Origin of the sequence: Demequina lignilytica (assembly GCF_030418375.1) — a bacterium.
In the GTDB taxonomy this organism is placed as follows: domain Bacteria; phylum Actinomycetota; class Actinomycetes; order Actinomycetales; family Demequinaceae; genus Demequina; species Demequina lignilytica.
This window is the reverse complement of the sequence record NZ_JAUHPZ010000001.1, coordinates 1-19,942: the sequence shown is the minus strand read 5'-3', so window position 1 is coordinate 19,942 and position 19,942 is coordinate 1. Positions and strand designations below refer to the sequence as shown.

The 19,942-nt window shown below is 72.1% G+C and carries 22 protein-coding genes; 8 read left to right on the top strand and 14 right to left on the bottom strand.

Annotated elements, in window-relative coordinates; all coding sequences use genetic code 11:
* From QQX13_RS00110 to QQX13_RS00095, 4 genes are all read left to right on the top strand, one after another.
* Complete coding sequence (locus QQX13_RS00110) at positions 1-927, top strand: alpha/beta hydrolase (protein WP_301152021.1); 927 nt, start codon at positions 1-3, stop codon at positions 925-927.
* On the top strand, positions 924-1,685 hold the full coding sequence (locus QQX13_RS00105; RefSeq protein WP_301152019.1) for a glycerophosphodiester phosphodiesterase family protein: 762 nt from the start codon (positions 924-926) through the stop codon (positions 1,683-1,685). Before QQX13_RS00110 ends, QQX13_RS00105 begins: the two co-directional genes overlap by 4 nt.
* Before the next feature lie 15 nt (positions 1,686-1,700).
* Complete coding sequence (locus QQX13_RS00100) at positions 1,701-2,120, top strand: DUF1801 domain-containing protein (RefSeq protein WP_301152018.1); 420 nt, start codon at positions 1,701-1,703, stop codon at positions 2,118-2,120.
* Positions 2,121-2,307: 187 nt separating this feature from the next.
* Complete coding sequence (locus QQX13_RS00095; protein WP_301152017.1) at positions 2,308-3,738, top strand: HNH endonuclease; 1,431 nt, start codon at positions 2,308-2,310, stop codon at positions 3,736-3,738.
* Positions 3,739-3,883: 145 nt separating this feature from the next.
* On the opposite strand, the gene der is transcribed toward QQX13_RS00095, so the two are convergent.
* From der to QQX13_RS00040, 11 genes are all read right to left on the bottom strand, one after another.
* Entirely contained in the window at positions 3,884-5,362 is a 1,479-nt protein-coding gene (gene der / locus QQX13_RS00090; protein WP_301144145.1) for a ribosome biogenesis GTPase Der, read from the bottom strand.
* Positions 5,359-6,057: a lysophospholipid acyltransferase family protein gene (locus QQX13_RS00085; protein WP_301152016.1), complete on the bottom strand. Its 699-nt coding sequence runs from the start codon at positions 6,055-6,057 to the stop codon at positions 5,359-5,361. The genes der and QQX13_RS00085 overlap by 4 nt, the downstream gene beginning before the upstream one ends.
* Entirely contained in the window at positions 6,054-6,800 is a 747-nt protein-coding gene (gene cmk, locus QQX13_RS00080; RefSeq protein WP_301144143.1) for a (d)CMP kinase, read from the bottom strand. The genes QQX13_RS00085 and cmk overlap by 4 nt, the downstream gene beginning before the upstream one ends.
* Positions 6,797-7,852 (bottom strand): prephenate dehydrogenase, encoded by a 1,056-nt coding sequence (locus QQX13_RS00075; protein WP_301152015.1) that lies wholly within the window; start codon positions 7,850-7,852, stop codon positions 6,797-6,799. Before QQX13_RS00075 ends, cmk begins: the two co-directional genes overlap by 4 nt.
* A 13-nt stretch (positions 7,853-7,865) precedes the next feature.
* On the bottom strand, positions 7,866-8,228 hold the full coding sequence (gene aroH / locus QQX13_RS00070) for a chorismate mutase (protein ID WP_301144141.1): 363 nt from the start codon (positions 8,226-8,228) through the stop codon (positions 7,866-7,868).
* Positions 8,229-8,302: 74 nt separating this feature from the next.
* A complete protein-coding gene (locus QQX13_RS00065) occupies positions 8,303-9,052 on the bottom strand; it encodes a pseudouridine synthase (RefSeq protein ID WP_301144140.1) in 750 nt (249 codons plus the stop codon).
* On the bottom strand, positions 9,052-9,597 hold the full coding sequence (gene scpB, locus QQX13_RS00060; RefSeq protein ID WP_301152013.1) for an SMC-Scp complex subunit ScpB: 546 nt from the start codon (positions 9,595-9,597) through the stop codon (positions 9,052-9,054). Before scpB ends, QQX13_RS00065 begins: the two co-directional genes overlap by 1 nt.
* Positions 9,594-10,439: a segregation and condensation protein A gene (locus QQX13_RS00055; protein WP_301144139.1), complete on the bottom strand. Its 846-nt coding sequence runs from the start codon at positions 10,437-10,439 to the stop codon at positions 9,594-9,596. Before QQX13_RS00055 ends, scpB begins: the two co-directional genes overlap by 4 nt.
* 1 nt (position 10,440) lies before the next feature.
* Entirely contained in the window at positions 10,441-11,256 is an 816-nt protein-coding gene (locus QQX13_RS00050; RefSeq protein WP_301144138.1) for a ParA family protein, read from the bottom strand.
* A 32-nt stretch (positions 11,257-11,288) separates the two neighbouring features.
* Positions 11,289-12,206, bottom strand: coding sequence for a site-specific tyrosine recombinase XerD (locus QQX13_RS00045; protein WP_301144137.1), 918 nt, complete (start codon positions 12,204-12,206; stop codon positions 11,289-11,291).
* Between the two features lies 1 nt (position 12,207).
* Complete coding sequence (locus tag QQX13_RS00040; RefSeq protein ID WP_436968536.1) at positions 12,208-13,164, bottom strand: heme o synthase; 957 nt, start codon at positions 13,162-13,164, stop codon at positions 12,208-12,210.
* Between the two features lie 180 nt (positions 13,165-13,344).
* Here QQX13_RS00040 and tkt point away from each other — a divergent pair, with 180 nt between their 5' ends.
* From tkt to pgl, 4 genes are all read left to right on the top strand, one after another.
* The gene (gene tkt / locus QQX13_RS00035; protein WP_301152012.1) at positions 13,345-15,408 is read left to right on the top strand and encodes a transketolase; all 2,064 of its coding nucleotides are present in this window, start codon (positions 13,345-13,347) and stop codon (positions 15,406-15,408) included.
* A 135-nt stretch (positions 15,409-15,543) separates the two neighbouring features.
* The gene (gene zwf, locus QQX13_RS00030; protein ID WP_301152011.1) at positions 15,544-17,061 is read left to right on the top strand and encodes a glucose-6-phosphate dehydrogenase; all 1,518 of its coding nucleotides are present in this window, start codon (positions 15,544-15,546) and stop codon (positions 17,059-17,061) included.
* Complete coding sequence (locus tag QQX13_RS00025; protein WP_301144134.1) at positions 17,058-17,978, top strand: glucose-6-phosphate dehydrogenase assembly protein OpcA; 921 nt, start codon at positions 17,058-17,060, stop codon at positions 17,976-17,978. Before zwf ends, QQX13_RS00025 begins: the two co-directional genes overlap by 4 nt.
* Positions 17,975-18,697, top strand: coding sequence for a 6-phosphogluconolactonase (gene pgl, locus QQX13_RS00020; protein ID WP_301152009.1), 723 nt, complete (start codon positions 17,975-17,977; stop codon positions 18,695-18,697). The genes QQX13_RS00025 and pgl overlap by 4 nt, the downstream gene beginning before the upstream one ends.
* 130 nt (positions 18,698-18,827) lie before the next feature.
* Here pgl and QQX13_RS00015 read toward each other — a convergent pair whose 3' ends face one another.
* From QQX13_RS00015 to secG, 3 genes are all read right to left on the bottom strand, one after another.
* On the bottom strand, positions 18,828-19,109 hold the full coding sequence (locus tag QQX13_RS00015; RefSeq protein ID WP_301144132.1) for an Rdx family protein: 282 nt from the start codon (positions 19,107-19,109) through the stop codon (positions 18,828-18,830).
* Positions 19,110-19,236: 127 nt separating this feature from the next.
* Positions 19,237-19,599 (bottom strand): RNA polymerase-binding protein RbpA, encoded by a 363-nt coding sequence (locus tag QQX13_RS00010; protein WP_301144131.1) that lies wholly within the window; start codon positions 19,597-19,599, stop codon positions 19,237-19,239.
* Between the two features lie 18 nt (positions 19,600-19,617).
* Entirely contained in the window at positions 19,618-19,863 is a 246-nt protein-coding gene (gene secG / locus QQX13_RS00005; protein WP_301144130.1) for a preprotein translocase subunit SecG, read from the bottom strand.
* Positions 19,864-19,942 lie beyond the last annotated feature (79 nt).

Sequence of the window (19,942 nt, the reverse complement as noted above, 5' to 3'; positions counted from 1 at the left end):
ATGGACTCCCCGCTCGCGTGGTCGCCGGACGTCCTCGAGGGCTTCGAGGCCGCTCCCCTGGGCTCCGCCACGCTGGTTCGCTCGACCGAGAGTCCCGCCGTGCCGCGGGCGGCGGTGCTCCATGTGCATGGCTACAACGACTACTTCTTCCAGACGCACCTCGCGCGCTTCTTCGTGGAGGCAGGCCTCGCGTTCCTCGCCGTCGACCTCCGACGTGCGGGCAGGTCGCTTCGCGACGGCGACATCCCGCACCTGGTCCGGGACCTGGACGAGCTGGGCGACGACCTCGCGGCGGCCACCGCGGCGGTGGCCGATCTCCACCCGGGACTGCCCTTGGTGGTGCACGCGCACTCGACAGGAGGGCTCGCCGCCTGCCTGTGGGCGGCGGACCGGCCGGCGCCGGAGCTCGCGGGGCTGATCCTCGACAGCCCGTTCTTCAAGGCTCCGACCACGCGGGGCCAGCGCGTCGCGACCGGCGCCGTCCCGTTGCTCGCCCGCGCCCGGCCCCTCATGGTCGTCCGACGCCATCCCTCGATCTACGCGCGTCATCTCCACGTCGCGAACGGCGGCCGATGGGACTTCGACACGGAATGGAAGAACCCCGATGGCGTGCCGGTCCGCGCAGCCTGGCTCGCCGCGGTGCAGCGGGGGCAGGCACGCGTGCGCGACGGCCTCTCCATCGACGTCCCGGTGCTCGCCGCGAGAAGCCACACCTCTGGGCCGGACGAGGAGGACAATCCACTGCTCCAGGTGCAGGACACCGTGGTCGACGTGCGGGAGATCGCCCGGCTCGCGCACCGGCTGGGACCCCGCGTGCAGGAGGCGGTGATCGAGGGCGGGGTGCACGAGCTGTCCCTGTCCTCCCCCGTGCCACGTGCGGCGTACCTCGACGCCGTCCGCGCGTGGCTCGCTCAGGTGCTCGCATGACGACGCACCCGTACCTCGCGCCGGGCTTCACGGCGCTGGCCCATCGCGGCTTCTCACTCGACGGGCTGGAGAACTCCATGCGGGCGTTCGAGGACGCCGTCGCGCTCGGATACCGGTACGTCGAGACCGACGCGCACGGCACGCGTGACGGGGTCGCCGTCGCGCTCCACGACGCGTCGCTCGAACGGACCACCGATGCCCGCGGAGACGTGGCCGACCTGCCGTGGAGCGAGGTGCGCACCGCGCGGATCGGGGGGATCGAGCCCGTGCCCCTGCTCGAGGACCTGCTGGGCACCTGGCCCGATCTCCGGGTCAACATCGACGTCAAGGCGGTGTCCGGCATCGTCCCCATCGCCGACGCGATCGAGCGCACGGCCTCCCACGACCGGGTCTGCATCGCCTCCTTCTCGACGCGGCGACGGGAGGCGACGGTACGGCGGCTGTCGCGCGCCGTCGCGACCAGCGCCGGCACCTCGGAGGCGGTCGCCTACTTCTCGCAGGGCGCCGTCGGGCTTCCCGTGCGGCGCGCGCTGCGGCGCGTCGACGCGCTGCAGGTCCCACGGCGCGCGGGGCGCGCGACGGTGCTGACCGCGCGCCATGTGCGCGCCGCGCACGCGGCGGACACGCTCGTGCACGTGTGGACCATCAACGACCCGGCCGAGATGTCCGAGCTGATCGACATGGGCGTCGACGGGCTGGTGTCCGATCGTGCCGACCTGCTCAAGGAGCTGCTGGTCTCGCGCGGCCTGTGGGAGTAGTGCGAGGCTGAGGCCATGGCCAACAAGACGCAGCCCACCGATGTCCCCGTCGAGGCCTTCATCGCCGGAGTGACGCCGGACTGGCGGCGCGAGGAGGCCGAGCGCGTGGTCGCCCTCTTCACGGAGGCGACCGGGGTCGAGCCGGTGATGTGGGGACCGTCGATCATCGGCTGGGGCAGCTACCGCTACCGGACGGCGGCGGGGACCCAGGGCGACTGGCCGCCGCTCGCATTCTCCCCGCGCAAGGCGCAGCTGACCTTCTACGGCTTCCGCGACTCCCCCGAGGGCGAGGCCATGCTGAGCGCCCTGGGACCGCACACCACCGGGGTGGGATGCGTGTACGTCAAGAGGCTTGAGGACCTCGACCGGGAGGTGCTCTCCGACCTCGCCGAGGTGACGTTCCACCGCGGCGACCACGACGCGACGGCCCGCTGAGCGTCGTTCCCGTTGGGCCGCCTTGCTGCCTCGCTGCTCTTCTGCCGCGCTGCCTTTCCGCCTCACAGTTCATCCGGGTCGACTGTCGACTGATGTCCACAGGCTCTCGCGCTAGCACCTTCATTCACATGTCTACCAGGGTGGATGATCGTAGATCGATGTCAGACGGCGGTGGTGTGATGGGGTCATGGAGATCTCGCTGGCAGCGGTGACGGACGCGGTGGAGGCGTTGCGCGCCTTCACCGGTGGGCCGGTGACGGATCTCAGCGAGGATGAGCTGGCGCGCGCCCATGCCACGGCCGCCCGGGTGGTGCGGCTGGCCCAGGTGCCCGCCGCGGTCCTCGCCACCGAGATCGCCCGACGCTCCGATGGTGCCGGGGGTGGGATGGCGCGCCGACGTGGTGAGCGCAACGCGGCCCGCCTGGTCGCCAAGCACACCGGCGGGTCGACCCGGGATGCCCACGACCAGATCACGGTCGGCCAGCTCCTCGGCGGAGGGGACGATGCGGGGGCCGACTTCGGTGGGAACGATGCCCCTGGTGGGCCGGGTGATGGCGCGGGTGGTGGCGCGCCGCGGTATCCGCGCCTCGCGGCGGCGGTGACGTCGGGCGCGGTGTCGGCGGCGAAGGCGGCGCTCGTGGTCCGCACCCTGGACGACATCGATGGTGGCGACGACGGGATCGAGGCTCGCCTGGTCGCCAAGGCGATACGGCTCACGCTAGACGAGCTCCGCAAGGTGTGCGTGCAGGTCGTCGCGTTGTGGAACCACCGCCGCCACGAGGAGCGCGAGAAGGCCATGAGGGGCCAGCGGCACCTGACGCTGACCGAGCAGGCCGACGGGATGGTGACGCTGTCGGGACGACTCGATCCCGCATCGGCCGCCCCGATAACGGCGTGGCTCGATGCCCAGGTCCGGGCAGGCTTCGCCGCCCGCCGTGACGCCGGGCTCGGTCGCGCCGAGCCCGGCGAGGCCGGGCGGATGCGCATCGACGCGCTGGTGGACCTCGCACGCCACGGCATGCGCTGCGACCGACCCGGCTCAGGGGTGTCGACCACGGTGGTCGTGCGGATCGGACTCAAGGACCTCACCACCGGAGTCGGGATCGGCTCCTGCGATGCGATCTCCACACCGCTGACCGTGTCCCAGGTCCGGGCGATGGCCGTCGACAGCGGATGGCTGCCCGTGGTCCTGGGCGGAGCGAGCCAGCCCCTGGACGTCGGCCGTGCCCGCCGCTTCTTCACCCCCGCCCAGAGGGTCGCGCTGGCCGAACGTGACGGAGGCTGCGCGTTCTGTCATGCCCCCGTCGCGTGGTGCGACGCCCACCACATCCGGCCGTGGTCCGCCGGCGGCCGCTCCGACCTCGCCAACGGGGTCCTGCTCTGCACACGATGCCACCACCGCATCCACGACGACGGCTGGACCGTCCACGCCACCGATACCGCCGTGTGGTTCACCCCGCCCGCCACGGTCGACCCCGCACGCACCCCCCGCCAAGGTGGCAGGGCCGCCCTCCACCTCGACCTCGCCACGGCACCCGGAACCACCCCCACCTCCGGAGGGACGCCGACACCCGCGGCCACGACTGGCGCGCATCCGACGCACGCGCCACCCAGATGACCCCGCCCCGACGGCGCCACCCCACCCGGTGAGCGCCACCGCGGCATGCCGGGATGCGGCGCTCGACGACCGATGCGGATGAAGATGCGGTCGCGCCGCCCCGCAGGACAGCCGCGCAGGCGTGAGCTCGCGAACCCGCCGGCCGCTACTTGCGCGGCTTGCCCCGCTTCTCGCGCACGCGGACCGAGATCTGGATGGGCGTGCCCTCGAAGCCGAAGTTCTCCCGCAGGCGGCGCTCGATGAACCGCCGATACTGCGGGTCGAGGAAGCCCGAGGCGAAGATCACGAAGCGCGGCGGACGCGTGGCGGCCTGCGTCGCGAACAGGATCTTCGGCTGCTTGCCGGAGCGCACCGGGTGCGGATGCTCCGCGACCAGCTCGCCGAGGAACGAGTTGAGACGCCCGGTCGAGATCCGCTGGTCCCAGCTCGACAGCGCCAGATCGATCGCGGGCAGCAACCGGTTGGTGTGCCAGCCGGTGCGCGCCGAGAGGTTGACGCGCGGGACCCAGGAGTGCTGGACCATGTCCTTCTCGATCGAGCGCTCGAGCAGGAACCGCTCGTCCTCGCCAACCAGGTCCCACTTGTTGAACACGAAGATCATGGCGCGACCCGCGTCGACCACCTGCTGCACCACGCGCAGGTCCTGGTCGGTGAGCGGGGTGGATCCGTCGAGGAGCACCAGCGCGACCTCGGCCCGCTCGATGGCGGTCTGGGTCCGCAACGAGGCGTAGAAGTCCGCGCCCTTGGTCATGTGGACACGTCGGCGGATGCCGGCGGTGTCGACCAGCATCCACGGGCGGCCGCCGATCTCGACCAGCTCATCGACGGGATCGCGGGTGGTGCCGGCGAGCTCGTTCACGACCACGCGCTCGGTGCCGGCGAGCTTGTTGAGCAGCGAGGACTTGCCGACGTTGGGCCGGCCCACCAGCGCGATGCGGCGGGGTGCGTCCTCCGCGATCTCGACCTGCGGAAGCTCCGTCGGCAGGGCCGCCATGGCCGCATCGAGCAGATCACCGGTGCCGCGACCGTGCAGCGCGGAGATCGGGTACGGCTCGCCGAGCCCGAGGTTCCACAGCGCCGCGGCCTCGAGCTCCCCCTGCGGTCCGTCGACCTTGTTCGCGGCGAGCACCACGGGCTTCTCGGCCTTGCGCAGCAGCCGCACCACCTGCTCGTCCGTCGCGGTCGCGCCCACCATGGCGTCCACCACGAACAGGACGGCGTCGGCCATCTCGATCGCAGCCTCCGCGGCCTGGGCGACCGAGAGGTCGATCCCGGTGACGTTCTTCTCCCAGCCGCCGGTGTCGAGCAGCGTGAAGTCGCGCCCCGCCCACTCGGCGCGGTACGCGACCCGGTCGCGGGTCACGCCGGGCTTGTCCTCGACCACCGCGAGCCGCTTGCCGATGATGCGGTTCACCAGGGTCGACTTGCCGACGTTGGGGCGTCCCACGATCGCGAGGACCGGGAGCGCCTCCTCGGTGTCCGGAAGAGCCTCACCGGTGAGCTCCGCCAGGTCCTCCGGGGTGAGGTCGTACTCCTCGAGGCCGGCACGCAGCGCGGCCTCGCGGATCTCGTCCAGCGACTCGGGGGCGTCCGACTCGTGGGGTGCGGGGAGCTCGTCGCTCATGCCTGGTCCTCTCCGCCGCGATTCTCGCGTCGCGGGTCGTCGAGCGGAAGCTCGAGGTCTGTCGTCTCAAGGGTACGGGCCACCTGCTGCCGCAGCGCCTCGGCGAGCCGCTCGGCCGCCCACTCCTGCTTGGCCCTGCCGCCGCGCACCTCCGGCGGGGGCGTCAGCACCACCGGCTCGCCGAAGGCGACCAGCAGCCGACGTCCCGGCCGCGGCCAGATGTTCACCGACTCGCCCGTGCGACGGGAGCCCACGATCGTGGTCGGCACCACCGGCGCTCCCGACTGGATGGCCAGCCACGCGGCGCCGCCGTGGACCGCCGTCGCGGTGCCGGCTCCACGGGTGCCCTCGGGGAACACGCCGATGACGTCACCCCGCCGCAGCACCGCGAGGCCCTGGGCGAGGGCCTCGCGACCCGCCCCCTCGACGGTGATCTGCTGCGCGGCACGCAGGATGCCCCCGAGCGGGCCGGTCATCATCTCGATGCGGATGAGGAAGTGCGAGCCCCGCGGGATCACGCCGTGGACCACGGGCCCATCGATCAGGCCCAGGTGGTTGCACACCACGATCGCGGCGCCCGTGCGCGGCACGTTGTCGCGGCCGCGCACCTCGGTGCGCCAGAGGACGCGCGCGAGGAACCTGCCCACCCAGCGGGACCAGCGCGGCCCCCACCGGGACGGGACGGCAGGGCTCACGCGGTGCCCTCGTCGGCGCCGTCGGCATCCGCGGCGTCGCCGATGCGGGGCGGCGTGGGCGCGAGCTCGGGCCGGACGGCGATCACGAGGTCCATGACAGCCTGGACCGCCTCCTCGATGGTGAGGTCGGTGGTATCCACGGTGATGACGCCGTCCGCGGCGGTGTGGAAGTTCACCACGGTGGCGTCCTTCTTGTCCCGTCCGAGCACGGCCTCCCGCACGGTGGCGGCGTCGGCACCCTCGCCGGCGCGCCGGGCGACGCGCACCTCCTCGTCCGCCGTCATCAGGATGCGGACGTCCGCGTCGGGCGCGATCACCGTGGTGATGTCGCGACCCTCGGTCACGACGCCGCGACCCTCGGAGAAGCCGCCCGCGACCTCCGCCGCGATGACGTCACGCTGCCACTGGCCGAGCGCGGCGCGCGCCTCCAGGTTGGTCGCCACCTTCGAGACCGTCAGCGCGACCGTGTCGGAGCGGATCAGCGAGGTGACGTCGTCGTCCTCGAGGATCACGCGGGGGTTGCGCGGGTCGAGCACCATCGAGACGTTCATGGTCTCGACCATCGCGGCGACGTCGTCCTGGTTCGCGAGGTCGACACCCTCGCGCATGCACCAGAGCGTCCCGACGCGATACGTGGCGCCGGTGTCGAAGTAGGCGAGGCGGAGGCGTCGCGCGACCTCGCGCGCGACGGTGGACTTCCCGGTCCCCGCGGGACCATCGATGGCGACGGACACTCCGGTCATGATGCGGCGATCTCCCAACCTTGGCTCTCGAGCGCGGCCACGAGCTCGGCGGCGCGGGAGGGCAGCACGTAGAGCGTCGTGAGTCCCACCGGCTGCCGCGGCGAGTGCTCGATGGTGATGTCCTCGACGTTCACGTCGACCTGCGCCGTGTCGCCGAGCAGCTTGAGCAGGTGGCCCGGCTCGTCGGGGACGATCACGGTGACGCCCGCCCAGTCGCGGGTCGCGCCGCCGTGCTTGCCCGGGATGCGCGCGACCTCGAAGCGGCCGCGCTCGATGAGATCGGTGACGGCCTCGCCGATGTCGTCCGACTCACGCAGGTCCTCGAGGTCGGCGATGATGTGGTCGAGCGTCTCGACCAGGTGTCCGCGGTTGAGGCGGGCGATGTCCGCCCACATGCCCGGCGCGGAACCCGCGATCCTGGTCACGTCGCGCAGGCCCTGCCCGGCGAGCGCGACATCGTCGGAGTGCAGGGCGCCGAGCGCCGCCGCCACCGCGGACGCGGCCACCTGCGGAGCGTGCGACACGCGGGCGACCGCCGCATCGTGCGCCGCCGCCTCCATGGTCACGACGTCGCACTGCAGCGCCGCGGGCACGCGAAGCACGAGCTCGACGGCCGCCGCGGCGGCGCCGTTCGGGCAGATCACCCAGGGACGCGCCTTGAACAAGTCGCCCTGCGCGGCGAGCCCTCCCGACAGCTCCCGGCCCGCCATCGGGTGCGAGCCGACGTACCGTGCGCCCTGGCCCGTGGCGTCAGCCGCCTCGGCGATGGGCGCCTTCACGCTCGCGACGTCCGTGACGACGGCGTCGGGCCAGGTCCGCAGCGCGTGGACCACCATCGCACCGGCGACCGAGGGCGGTGTCGCCACGATCACCAGGTCCGGCGACTGCTCCCCCAGCGTGCCGCCAGCGCCGATCGATCGGGCGAGGGCCTCCGCCTGGGCGTCGGCGTCCGCGATGGTGACGGGCCAGCCTTCGGCGGACAGGCCGATGCCGATGCTCGCTCCGATGAGTCCCGCACCGACGATGTGGGTGCGGGGCAGCGTGTCGCTCATGCCGCCGTCTCTCCTACTGCGCGAGGTCGCGCCGCAGCGCGACCGCCCCGCGGAGGTAGACGTGGACGATCCGGTCGCGCGCCCGGTCGGTCTCCGCGTGCATCATCAGCCGCACCACCAGGGGCAGCGCGCCGGGCACGGGCATCTCCTGGGCGCACATCAGCGGGACCGCTCCGAAGCCCATCTCGCGCGCGGCGGCCGCCGGGAAGTCGCTGACGATGTCGGGGGTGCAGGTGAAGATCACCGAGATGACGTCGTCCGTCGTGAGGTCGTTCTCCCGCATGATCGCCGCGACCAGCTCGCGGGTGCGCTCGTGGAGGTGCTCGCGCTCGTCGCGGTCAATCGTGATGGCGCCACGGATCGCTCGGGTGGTCATGGCGACCATCGTATCGGCACCGGGGCGACCCTCCGGCGGTCGCGGTGGTCCCCCGGAGGTCCGGGGCGTCGACCTCAGAGGCCCGCGATGTGCATGAGCTTGCCCACCTCGGCGGGTGTCAGCTCGCGCAGCTCGCCGGGCGCCATCACGCCGAGCCGGATCGGTCCGAACTGGGTGCGCACCAGCTCGAGCACGGGATGGCCGACCTTGTCGAGCATACGACGGACGATGCGGTTGCGACCCTCGTGGAGGGACACCTGGACCAGCGTGGAGTCCTTCGCCGTGTCGAGGATGACGCAGTCCGTGGCGCGCACGGGGCCGTCGTCGAGATCGACGCCCGACTTGAGCAGCGTGCACTGCGCCTTGGTCATGCGCCCCCGCACCTTCGCGACGTAGATCTTCTCGACGCCGTGGGTCGGGTGAGCGAGGCGGTTCGCCAGCTCGCCGTCGTTGGTCAGCAGGAGCAGCCCCGTGGTCTCGGCGTCGAGGCGCCCGACGTGGAACAGACGCTGGTCGTACTTCTCGACGAACGTGTCGAGCGCGGGCCGGCCCTGCGGGTCGCTCATGGTGGACACGACGCCGAAGGGCTTGTTGAGCACCACCGTCACGTGGTTCGCGTCGACGCTGATGCGTTCGCCGTCGACCTCGATGACCACCTCGTCGGGGTCTACGCGCACTCCGAGCTGGTCCACGATCTGGCCGTCGACCGTCACCCGACCTGCCTCGATCAGGTCCTCGCACTTGCGACGGGAGCCCACGCCCGCCGCCGCGAGCACCTTCTGGAGCCGCACGCCCTCCGGGCGGTGGATCTCGAGCTCGGCCATCAGCGTCCCTCCCCGTCGATATCGGCGAGGTCGGGCAGGTACGGCGCGAGCGGCGGCAGATCGTCGAGCGAGGACAGGCCCATCCGCTCGAGGAACTCCGTGCTGGTGCCGTAGAGCAGGGCGCCGCCCAGCTCGCCGACCTCGGTGACCAGCCCGCGCGCGGCGAGCGTCTTCATGACGGAGTCGACGTTGACGCCACGGATCTGGGAGACCTGCCCGCGGGTCACCGGCTGACGGTACGCCACCACGGCGAGGGTCTCGAGAGCCGCCTGGGACAGCCGCGCCGACTGGCCGTCGACCACGAACCTGCCGACGACGTCCGCGAACAGCCGGGACGAGTAGATGCGCCAGCCGCCGTCGACCTCCCGGAGCTCGAAGCCGCGCGGCGCGTCCGGGTCGGCGTACTCGTCGCGCATCGCCTCGAGGGCGGAACGCACCTCCGGCTCGGGAACGTCGAGCGCCACCGCGAGATCGGCGGCGGCGACGGGCTCGTCAACCACCATCAGCACCGCCTCGAGCGCTCCCCTCACCCTCGTGTCGGTCACCTGTCCTCCTCGCCCTGATCCGCCGCGCGCGCGACCCCCAGCGCATCGTCCTCGTCGAACTCCGCGGACACCTCCACGGAGATGTCGCCTCCGGTCCAGCGGACCGTGAGCTCGCCGAGGGAGCGTACCTGATCGAAGGCCACCACGGCCTCACGGAACAGCTCGAGCAGCGCGAGGAACCGCGCGACCACCACGCTGACGTGCCCCGCATCGTTCACCAGCGAGCGGAAGCTGACCGCGCCCTCACGCTGCAGCCGGCCCGTGATCACGGCCGCCTGCTCGCGCACGCTCACGGCGGGGTTGTGCAGGTGCGCGATGCTCACCGCCGGCGCCGCCTTGGGCTGCAGCGCATGCGCAGCGAGCTGCGCCAGCAGATCCGGGGTCGCCGTCCACACCAGCTCCGGGAGCAGCATCGCGAACTGCGGCTCGAGCGGCACGTCGCGCGGCACTCGACGGGGCGCCTCGAGCATGGCCGCGAACTCCCCCGACGCCTGCTTGAAGGCGCGGTACTGGAGCAGCCGCGCGAACAGCAGGTCGCGGGCCTCGAGCAGCTCGAGATCCTCCAGGTCGTCGACCTCGCCCTGCGGCAGCAGCCGCGCGGCCTTGAGATCGAGCAGCGTCGCGGCGACCACCAGGAACTCCGAGGCCTGCGACAGGTCCCAGTCGCTCTCCCATGCGGCGATGGTCGCGAGGAACTCGTCCGTGACGCGGGCCAGCGCGACCTCCGTGATCTCCAGCTGGTGCTTGGAGATGAGGCTGAGCAGCAGGTCGAAGGGTCCCTCGAAGTTGTCGAGGTGGACCTCGAAGCCCTTCGGGCCCTCCGCCGCGAGCTCGGCCGTCACGCTAGGCGGCGACCCCGCGCGCCACGAGCTCGCGAGCGAGCTGCCGGTAGGCCTGCGCGCCCGCGTGGGACGGGGCGAAGGTGGTGATGGGCTCGGCGGCCACGGTCGCGTCGGGGAACTTCACCGTCCGGTGGATCATGGTGTCGGTCACGCGGTCCCCGAAGGCGTCGCGCACGCGCTCGACGACCTCCTGGGCGTGAAGGGTGCGGCCGTCGTAGAGCGTCGGCACGATCGCGTCGATGGTGAGCCGCGGGTTGAGGCGGTCCTGCACCTTGCTGATGGTGTCTACGAGCAGCTTGACGCCGCGCATCGCGAAGTACTCCGCGGCGAGCGGGATCACCACGCCGTGCGCCGCGACGAGCGCGTTGACGGTGAGGAGCCCGAGCGACGGCTGGCAGTCGATGAGGACTGCGTCGTAGTCGTCGAGCACGGGCCGGAGCGACCTGGCCAGCGCGCTCTCGCGCGCCACCTCGCCCACGAGCTGCACCTCCGCCGCCGACAGGTCGATGTTGGCCGGGAGCAGGTCGAGGCCCTCCACCTGCGTCGGAAGGATCACGTCGCGCGTCGCGACCCCCGTCTCCATCAGCAGGTTGTAGACGGTGCTCTCGAGCGAGTCCGCGTTGATCCCGAGCGCCGCCGAGGCGGCGCCCTGCGGGTCGAAATCGATGATGAGGACGCGGCGCCCGTACTCGGCGAGCGCCGCGGCGAGGTTCACGGAGGTGGTGGTCTTCCCCACGCCGCCCTTCTGGTTGCACAGCGCGACGACGCGCGCGGGACCATGGCCGGACAGGGTCGCAGGGGCGGGGAAGTCGGTCACGCGCCAACCTTACCGCCGCTGGTAGCGACCGCTCAGCGGGCGCGCGGGTGGGTCGCCGCGTAGACCTCGCGGAGGCTGTCGCGGGTGACCAGCGTGTAGATCTGGGTGGTGGTCACGGAGGCGTGGCCGAGCAGCTCCTGCACGACCCTGACGTCGGCACCGCCGGACAGCAGGTGCGTCGCGAACGAGTGGCGGAGCGTGTGCGGCGACACTCCCTCGACCCCCGCGCGCTCGGCCGCGGCACGCAGGATGGTCCAGGCCGACTGGCGCGACAGGCGCCCGCCGCGCGCGTTCAGGAACAGCGCGGGGGTCCCTCGCCCGGCCTGCGCGAGCGGCGCCCGCGCGCGCACCAGGTAGGCCCCGATCTCGCGTGCGGCGTAGCCGCCCAGCGGGACGATGCGCTCCTTGCGGCCCTTGCCGCGCAGCAGCACGCTCTCCTCGCCGGGCTCGAGGACCACGTCGTCGACGTCGAGGCCGACGGCCTCGGAGATGCGCGCGCCCGTCGCGTAGACCAGCTCGAGCAGCGCCCGATCACGCAGCGGCGCCACGCCCTCGCCGGTGCCGGCGGCGTCCAGGATCGCCCCGATCTGGTCGGTCGAGATGGCCTTGGGGAGCCGCTTCGGCACCGCGCGCGGCTTCACCCCCGCGGCGGGGTCCTGCTGCGTCCACCCCTCGAGCACCGCGAAGCGGTGCCATCCGCGCACGGCGATCACCGTCCGGGAGGACGATGCGGGCGCCAGCGCGCGACGGCCGTCGGAGCCGGTGCCGATCGCCTCGGCGAACGCGGCGACGTCGGAGGCGGTGGCCCGGGCGAGGTCGTCGACCCCGCGGCTGTCGAGGAAGGCCGCGTAGCGGTCCAGGTCGCGGCGGTACGCCGCGACCGTGTTGGTGCTGAGGCCGCGCTCGACGGTGACGTGCGCCAGGTAGGCGTCGCGCTGCCGCCCGAGCATGTCAGCGGACCGAGAGCACGTCGGTGATGAACGGATCCACGAGGATGGCGGCGAAGACGAGCGTCAGGTACGTGATCGACGCGTGGAAGAGGCGCATCTCCTTGAGCCGGTCGGCGCCGGAGCGGGCGCGGCGGTAGAGCGACACGGTCCCCCAGAGGAACCAGGCGCCCGCCGCGGCGGCGACGCCCAGGTAGATCCACGTCATGTCCGCGACCCAGGCGAGGGCGACGGTGGTCGCCACCATGGCGATCGCGTACGCGATCATCTCGAACGCGACCTTGCGGGTGGGCGCGATCACCGGGAGCATCGGCACGCGGGCGTTCTCGTAGTCGCCCTTGAACTTCATCGACAGCGGCCAGTAGTGCGGCGGCGTCCAGAAGAAGATGATGAGGAACAGCAGCACCGGCGTCCACGACAGCGACTGCGTGACGGCGGCCCAGCCGATCAGCACCGGCATGCAGCCCGCGGCGCCTCCCCAGACGATGTTCTGCGCGGTGCGGCGCTTGAGAAGCATCGTGTAGACCACGACGTAACCGACGATCGCGAGCACCGAGAGCACCGCGGCGAGCGGGGATCCGACCACGAGCCAGAACCACAGCGTCGAGACCACCGAGAGCGTCCACGCGAAGACGAGCGCGGCGCGCGGGCTCACCTCCCCCGTCACCAGCGGTCGGCGGCTCGTGCGCTTCATCACCGCGTCGATGTCGCGGTCGAGGTAGCTGTTGAACGCGTTGGCGCCGCCCGCGGACAGCGCGCCGCCCACGAGGGTGCCGAGCAGCAGCCCGAGCGACGGCCACCCGTCGGCCGCCAGCACCATGGTGGGCACCGTCGTGACGAGCAGCAGCTCGATGATCCGCGGCTTGGTGAGGGCGACGTACGCCTTCAGCCGGCGCATCGCCGTCGCGCGTCCGGTCAGCGCGGGCACGGGCGCATGGGCCTCGGTGGCGACGGACGGCATGAGCACAGTCTAGCCGTGACCTAGGTCCTCCCCGCCCGCCTCGCCCGCAGCCCGCGCCGACCGGAAGCGGTTGCATCCGGGTGTCGGAATGTTAACGCTCGACAAACGGCGCGCCTCACGGGCGCGACCCGGGTAGGCTGGCCCCGTCAGCCACCCCGAGCCACGTCAAGGGAGACCCCTGTGACCATCAATTGGACCGATGCCGACCGCCGCGCGGTCGACACCCTCCGAGTCCTCGCCGCCGACGCCGTGGAGAAGGTCGGAAACGGCCACCCCGGCACCGCGATCTCGCTCGCGCCCGCCGCGTACCTGCTGTTCCAGAACGTGATGCGGCACGACCCGTCCGACTCGCACTGGCTGGGCCGCGACCGGTTCGTCCTGTCCGCCGGCCACTCGTCGCTGACGCTCTACCTGCAGCTGTTCGCGTCCGGCTACCAGCTGTCGCTCGACGACCTCAAGGCGCTGCGCACCGAGAACTCGCTCACCCCCGGCCACCCCGAGTACGGCCACACCGACGGCGTCGAGATCACCACCGGCCCGCTGGGCACCGGCATCGCATCCTCGGTCGGCATGGCCATGGCCGCCCGTCGCGAGCGCGGCCTGCTCGACCCCGACGCCGCCCCCGGCGAGTCGCCGTTCGACCACTTCGTCTACGTGATCGCGGGCGACGGTGACCTCCAGGAGGGCGTCTCGCACGAGGCATCGGCCCTCGCGGGCACCCAGGAGCTCGGCAACCTGGTCGTGATCTGGGACGACAACCGCATCTCGATCGAGCACGAGACCGACATCTCCTTCACCGAGGACGTCGTCGCACGCTACGAGGCCTACGGCTGGCACACCCAGCACGTGAACTGGATCACCGAGGACGGCTACCTGGAGGACCCCGAGGCTCTCTACGCGGCCATCGAGGCCGCCAAGGCCGAGACCGGCAAGCCCTCGTTCATCCGGCTGTCGACCATCATCGGCTGGCCCTCGCCCACCAAGCAGAACTCGGGCGGGGTCCACGGCTCCGCGCTGGGCGCCGCCGAGGTGGCGGGCCTCAAGGAGGTGCTCGGCTTCGACCCGGAGCAGTCCTTCGTCGTCGAGCCCGAGATCCTCGCCCACATGCAGCAGGTCAAGGAGCGCGGCCAGGCGGCCCACTCCGAGTGGAACGCCGGCTTCTCGCGCTGGGAGGCCGAGAACCCCGAGCGCGCCGCCCTCCTCGCCCGCCTCGTGAACCGCGAGCTTCCCGAGGGATGGGAGACCGCGCTGCCCGCGTTCGAGCCGGGCGCCTCCGTCGCGACCCGCTCGGCGTCCGGCAAGGTGCTGACCGCCCTCGCGCCCGTGCTGCCCGAGCTCTGGGGCGGCTCCGCCGACCTCGCGGGCTCGAACAACACCACCATGGACGGCGAGCCCTCGTTCCTCCCGCCCCGCCGCTCCACGCACTCGTTCCCGGACGGCCAGTGGTACGGCCGCACGCTGCACTTCGGCATCCGCGAGTTCGGCATGGGCACCATCCTCAACGGCATCACGCTGCACGGTCTCACCCGCACCTACGGCGGCACGTTCCTGGTGTTCTCCGACTACATGCGCCCCGCGGTCCGGCTCGCGGCGCTGATGCAGATCCCGACCACGTTCGTGTGGACGCACGACTCCGTGGGCCTGGGCGAGGACGGCCCCACGCACCAGCCGATCGAGCACGTCGCCACTCTTCGCGCGATCCCGGGCCTCGACGTGATCCGCCCCGCGGACGCCAACGAGACCGCCTTCGCGTGGAAGGCGATCCTCGAGACGACCGACCGCCCCTCGGCGATCATCCTGTCGCGCCAGAACCTCCCGGTGCTCGAGGGCACCTCCGCGGACGGCGTCGACAAGGGCGCCTACGTCCTCGCGGGCGCGGACGAGGACGCCGACGTGGTGATCATCGCCACCGGCTCCGAGGTCGCGGTGGCGCTCGGCGCGCGCGACCTGCTCGCGGCCGACGGCGTCACCGCACGCGTGGTCTCCGCGCCGTCGCTCGAGCGCTTCGCACGCCAGTCCGCGGAGTACCGCGAGTCGGTCATCCCCGCCGGGCTCAAGGCCCGCGTGTCGGTCGAGGCGGGCTCCCCGCTGGGCTGGCGCGAGGTCGTCGGCGATGCCGGTCGCGTCGTCGGCGTCGACCACTTCGGCGAGTCCGCCGCGGGAGGCCTGCTGCTCAAGAAGTACGGCTTCACCGCGGAGAACGTCGCGGCCCAGGCACGCGAGAGCATCGCCGCCGCGGGCTGAGCCGCCCCGCATCGTTCCAGGAAGGGGGTCCCTCGCGGGGCCCCCTTCCTGCGTCCCGGCGACCGTCGGCCGCGCCGTAGGATGGACCGAGCGCTGTCGCGACCCCTCTCCTCGTCCCCCAGGGAAGGTCCCACTGTGAACAATCCGTTGCGCGATCCCCGGGATCGCCGGCTTCCCCGCATCGCGGGCTCCTGCGGCCTCGTCATGTTCGGCGTCACCGGCGACCTGGCCCGCAAGAAGCTGATGCCGGCGGTCTACGACCTCGCCAACCGCGGCCTCCTGCCGCCCGCGTTCGCCCTCACCGGCTTCGCCCGCCGCGACTGGGACGAGCAGGACTTCGCGCAGGTGGTGCACGACTCCGTCAAGAAGCACGCGCGCACGCCCTTCCGCGAGGAGACGTGGCAGCAGCTCGCCGAGGGCATCCGCTTCGTGCAGGGCACCTTCGACGACCCCGAGGCGTTCCAGCGGCTGCGCCAGACCGTCGAGGACCTCGACCGTGAGCGCGGCACCGGCGGCAACCACGCGTTCTACCTGTCGATCCCGCCATCGGCCTTCCCCCAGGTGGTCACGCAGCTGCGCGAGTCCGGTCTGTCCGCGCCCAAGGAGGACACCTGGCGCCGGGTGGTGATCGAGAAGCCCTTCGGGCACGACCTCGTGTCGGCGGAGCGGCTCGACGCCGTGGTCTCCGACGTGTTCCCGCCCGACTCGGTGTTCCGCATCGACCACTACCTGGGCAAGGAGACGGTCCAGAACCTGCTCGCGCTGCGCTTCGCGAACCAGCTGTTCGAGCCCATCTGGAACGCCCAGTACGTCGACCACGTGCAGATCACCATGGCCGAGGACATCGGCATCGGCTCGCGCGCCGGCTACTTCGACGGCATCGGCACCGCCCGCGACGTGATCCAGAACCACCTTCTCCAGCTCTTCGCCCTCACCGCCATGGAGGAGCCCGCCTCCTTCGAGGCCGACGACCTGCGCATGGAGAAGGAGAAGGTGCTGCGCTCCACGGTGCTCCCCGAGGACCTCGGCGAGGGCACCGCGCGTGGTCAGTACGCGGCCGGCTGGCGCGGCGGCGAGCAGGTGGGCGGCTTCCTCGACGAGGACGGCATCTCCCCCGACTCCATCACCGAGACCTATGCCGCCATCAAGCTCGAGGTGCCGAACCGCCGATGGGCCGGCACGCCTTTCTACCTGCGGGCGGGCAAGCGGCTGGGCCGCCGCGTCACCGAGATCGCGCTGGTCTTCAAGAAGGCGCCGTCGCCCTACTTCCAGGAGATCTCCGGCGGCGACACCGGCTCGAACGCGCTCGTGATCCGCGTGCAGCCCGACGAGGGCGTGACGCTGCGCTTCGGCTCGAAGGTCCCCGGCACCACCATGGAGGTGCGCGACGTCACCATGGACTTCGCGTACGGCAACGCCTTCACCGAGAGCTCGCCGGAGGCGTACGAGCGCCTGATCCTCGACGTGCTGCTGGGCGACCCACCGCTGTTCCCCCGCCAGGAGGAGGTCGCTCTCTCCTGGAAGATCCTCGACCCGATCACCGACTTCTGGGAGACCCAGGGCCAGCCGGAGCAGTACCGCTCCGGCACGTGGGGCCCCGCGGGCTCCGACCAGATGATGGCCCGTGACGGACGTGCCTGGAGGCGCCCATGATCATCGAGATGCCCGACACCACCACCGGCGCGATCAACAAGGCGCTCGTGGAGTCCCGCAAGGAGGGCGGCGTGATCACGCTCGCCCGCGTCATGACCCTCGTGATCGACGCCTCCGGCGCCGACGCGGAGCAGGCGATCGCCACCGCGAACGTGGCCTCGCGCGAGCACCCCTGCCGGATCATCGTGATCGCCCCGGGCGAGGCGTCCGAGGCGCGGCTGGACGCGGAGATTCGCGTCGGCGGCGACGCGGGCGCCTCCGAGGTGATCCTGCTGCGTCCCAGCGGCGAGCAGATCGGCCACGACGACACGCTCGTGACCCCGCTGCTGCTGCCGGACGCCCCCATCGTGGTGTGGTGGCCCGCAGGCGTGCCCGAGAACATGTCGCGGCTCGAGCTGGGCCGGATGGCGCAGCGCCGCATCACGGACAGCAAGGGCGAGACCGACCCCGCCGGCACGCTCCTCCACCTGGCGAAGTGCTACAAGCCGGGCGACACCGACCTCGCGTGGGCCCGCCTCACCCGCTGGCGCGCGCTGCTGGCCTCCGCCCTCGACCAGGTGCGGGTGCCCGAGGTCTCGCTCGCGCGGATCCACGGCGACATGAACAGCCCCTCGATCCTCATGCTCGGGGCCTGGCTCAAGCACACGCTCGGCTGCGAGATCGAGGCGACCTACGACGCGTCCGTCTCCGCGCTGCAGCACATCATCCTCGAGACCCCGTCCGGGCCCGTCTCGATCGCGCGTCCGGACGGCCACAACGCGACCATCTCGCAGCCCGGTCAGCCCGACCACGTGATCGCGCTGCCGGCGCGGTCGCTCGAGGACACGCTGGCGGAGGAGCTCCGCAGGCTGGACTCCGACGACGTCTACGGCGAGGTGCTCGAGGCCTTCGCGGGGCAGATGGTGGTCTCGCTGTGACCGCCCCGACCCGGGTGGTGGTCCACACCGACGCCGTCGCCGTCGCCGAGGCCACGGCCGCCCGTCTGCTGCTCGCGATCATCGACACGCTCACCGTGCAGGACCGCGCCGACGTGGTGCTCACGGGCGGCACGGTGGGCATCGCGACCCTCGAGTCCGCCGCCGCGTCCCCCCTCGCCCGCCAGATCGACTGGACCTCGGTCCACGCCTGGTGGGGCGACGAGAGGTTCGTGCCCGCCGGCGACCCCGACCGCAACGAGGGGCAGGCCCAGGCGGCGCTGCTGGGGAGCCTGCCGCTGCCCGAGGAGAACATCCACCGGATGGGCGCGTCGGACGCGTTCGGCTCGGTCGAGGAGGCCGCAACGGCCTACGCGGACCAGATCGCGTCCGCGGGCGTTCCCGCGTGGGACGTCCTGATGCTCGGCATGGGACCCGACGGTCACGTCGCCTCGCTGTTCCCGGGCCATCCGGGCTACGAGGTGCGCGGCGTCGAGGCGCTGCCGGTGCACGACTCCCCCAAGCCGCCGCCGACGCGCGTCTCGCTGTCCCTGGAGTCCATCCGCCGCGCCAAGCGCGTGTGGGTGGTGGCCGCGGGCGCCGCGAAGGCCGACGTGGTCGCCCGCGCCCTGCACGGCGACCTGTCGCTGCCCGCGGCGGCGGTGCGAGGCTCAGCCGAGACCCTGTGGCTCGTGGACGCCGAGGCCGTCGCGAAGGTCTGAGGGCCCGGGCGCCCGCCCACGGGACAGCACGCACGGAACCCTCCGCGACACGCCGACGGCCGACCCACGATCGGCGCCGATCACCGGCGTGTCAGCACGACATCCGTGCGGAGCGTCCGTGGGGGTGAGGTCAGTGACGCTTGCCCATCAGCAGGTCGCGGCCCTCGGCCTGCACCCCCGGCTGCTCCGGGAGCAGGCCCCGGACCGTCGCGACGATCCCGTCGATATCGAACTCTGCGGGCTTCGCGTAGATCTCCTCGCCGTCCGCGCGGAACGTGAACACGCCCTTGCGGCCGGTCTTCAGGGTGACGCCGTCGATCGCGTTGCCGAACTCCTCCAGCAGGCGCGTCTGGGCCTCCGTCGCGCGCGGCAGGTAGCCGCAGGGCACGCAGTACTCGATCTCGATCAGCATGGATGCTCCTTCCGTCGCCGGGACAACCCCGGGACGCGTCCCATCATTCCTGATCCGCGCATCGTCCCCGGACACGCGTCAGGGCCGCGGCTCCCGATCGGGAGCCGCGGCCCTGGCACGCGTGCGGTCAGTCCGCGGCGACGGTGTCGCCGCGACGGACGCGGAGCGAGGTGAGCGCCTCGTCGAGAAGGGCCGCGCCCTCCTCATCCGTGCGACGCTCCTTCACATACGCGAGATGCGTCTTGTACGGCTCGTTCCGGATGGGCTCAGGCGGGTTCGCCTGGTCCAGGCCGGCGGGGAGCCCGCAGCGCGGGCAGTCCCACTCGACCGGGATCTCCTGGTCCTCGCCGGTGGCGAAGCTGGGCGAGGTCACGTGACCCCGCGCGCAGTAGTACGAGACGACCTGGCGAGGCGCGGACTCGCCGCGCTCGTCCTCGCCCATGGGCCCTGCGCCGACGCGCGAGCCTCGGATGGCGTTGCCCCCTGCCATGGGATCTACCTCCGTTGGTTAGACAGAAAAGCGGGAGACGAGACCGAGCAGCACCACGATCATGCCCCAGGCGATGCCTGTGGCCCACGTGATGCGCGAGAGGTTCCTCTCACCGACCGCCGAGGACTGGATGCCCGAGGCGATGCCGCCACCGAACATGTCGGTGATGCCGCCGCCACGACCCCGGTGGATGAGCACGAGGGTGATGATCAGCAGCGAGGTCACGACGAGCAGGACCCAGAGGATGGTGGTGAGGATGGTCACGGTTCTCCCAGACGATGTTGAGCGGCTTCAAGTGTACGCGACCGGGGGGGGCCGGGGGGGGGGCCCCGGGCGGGGGGGG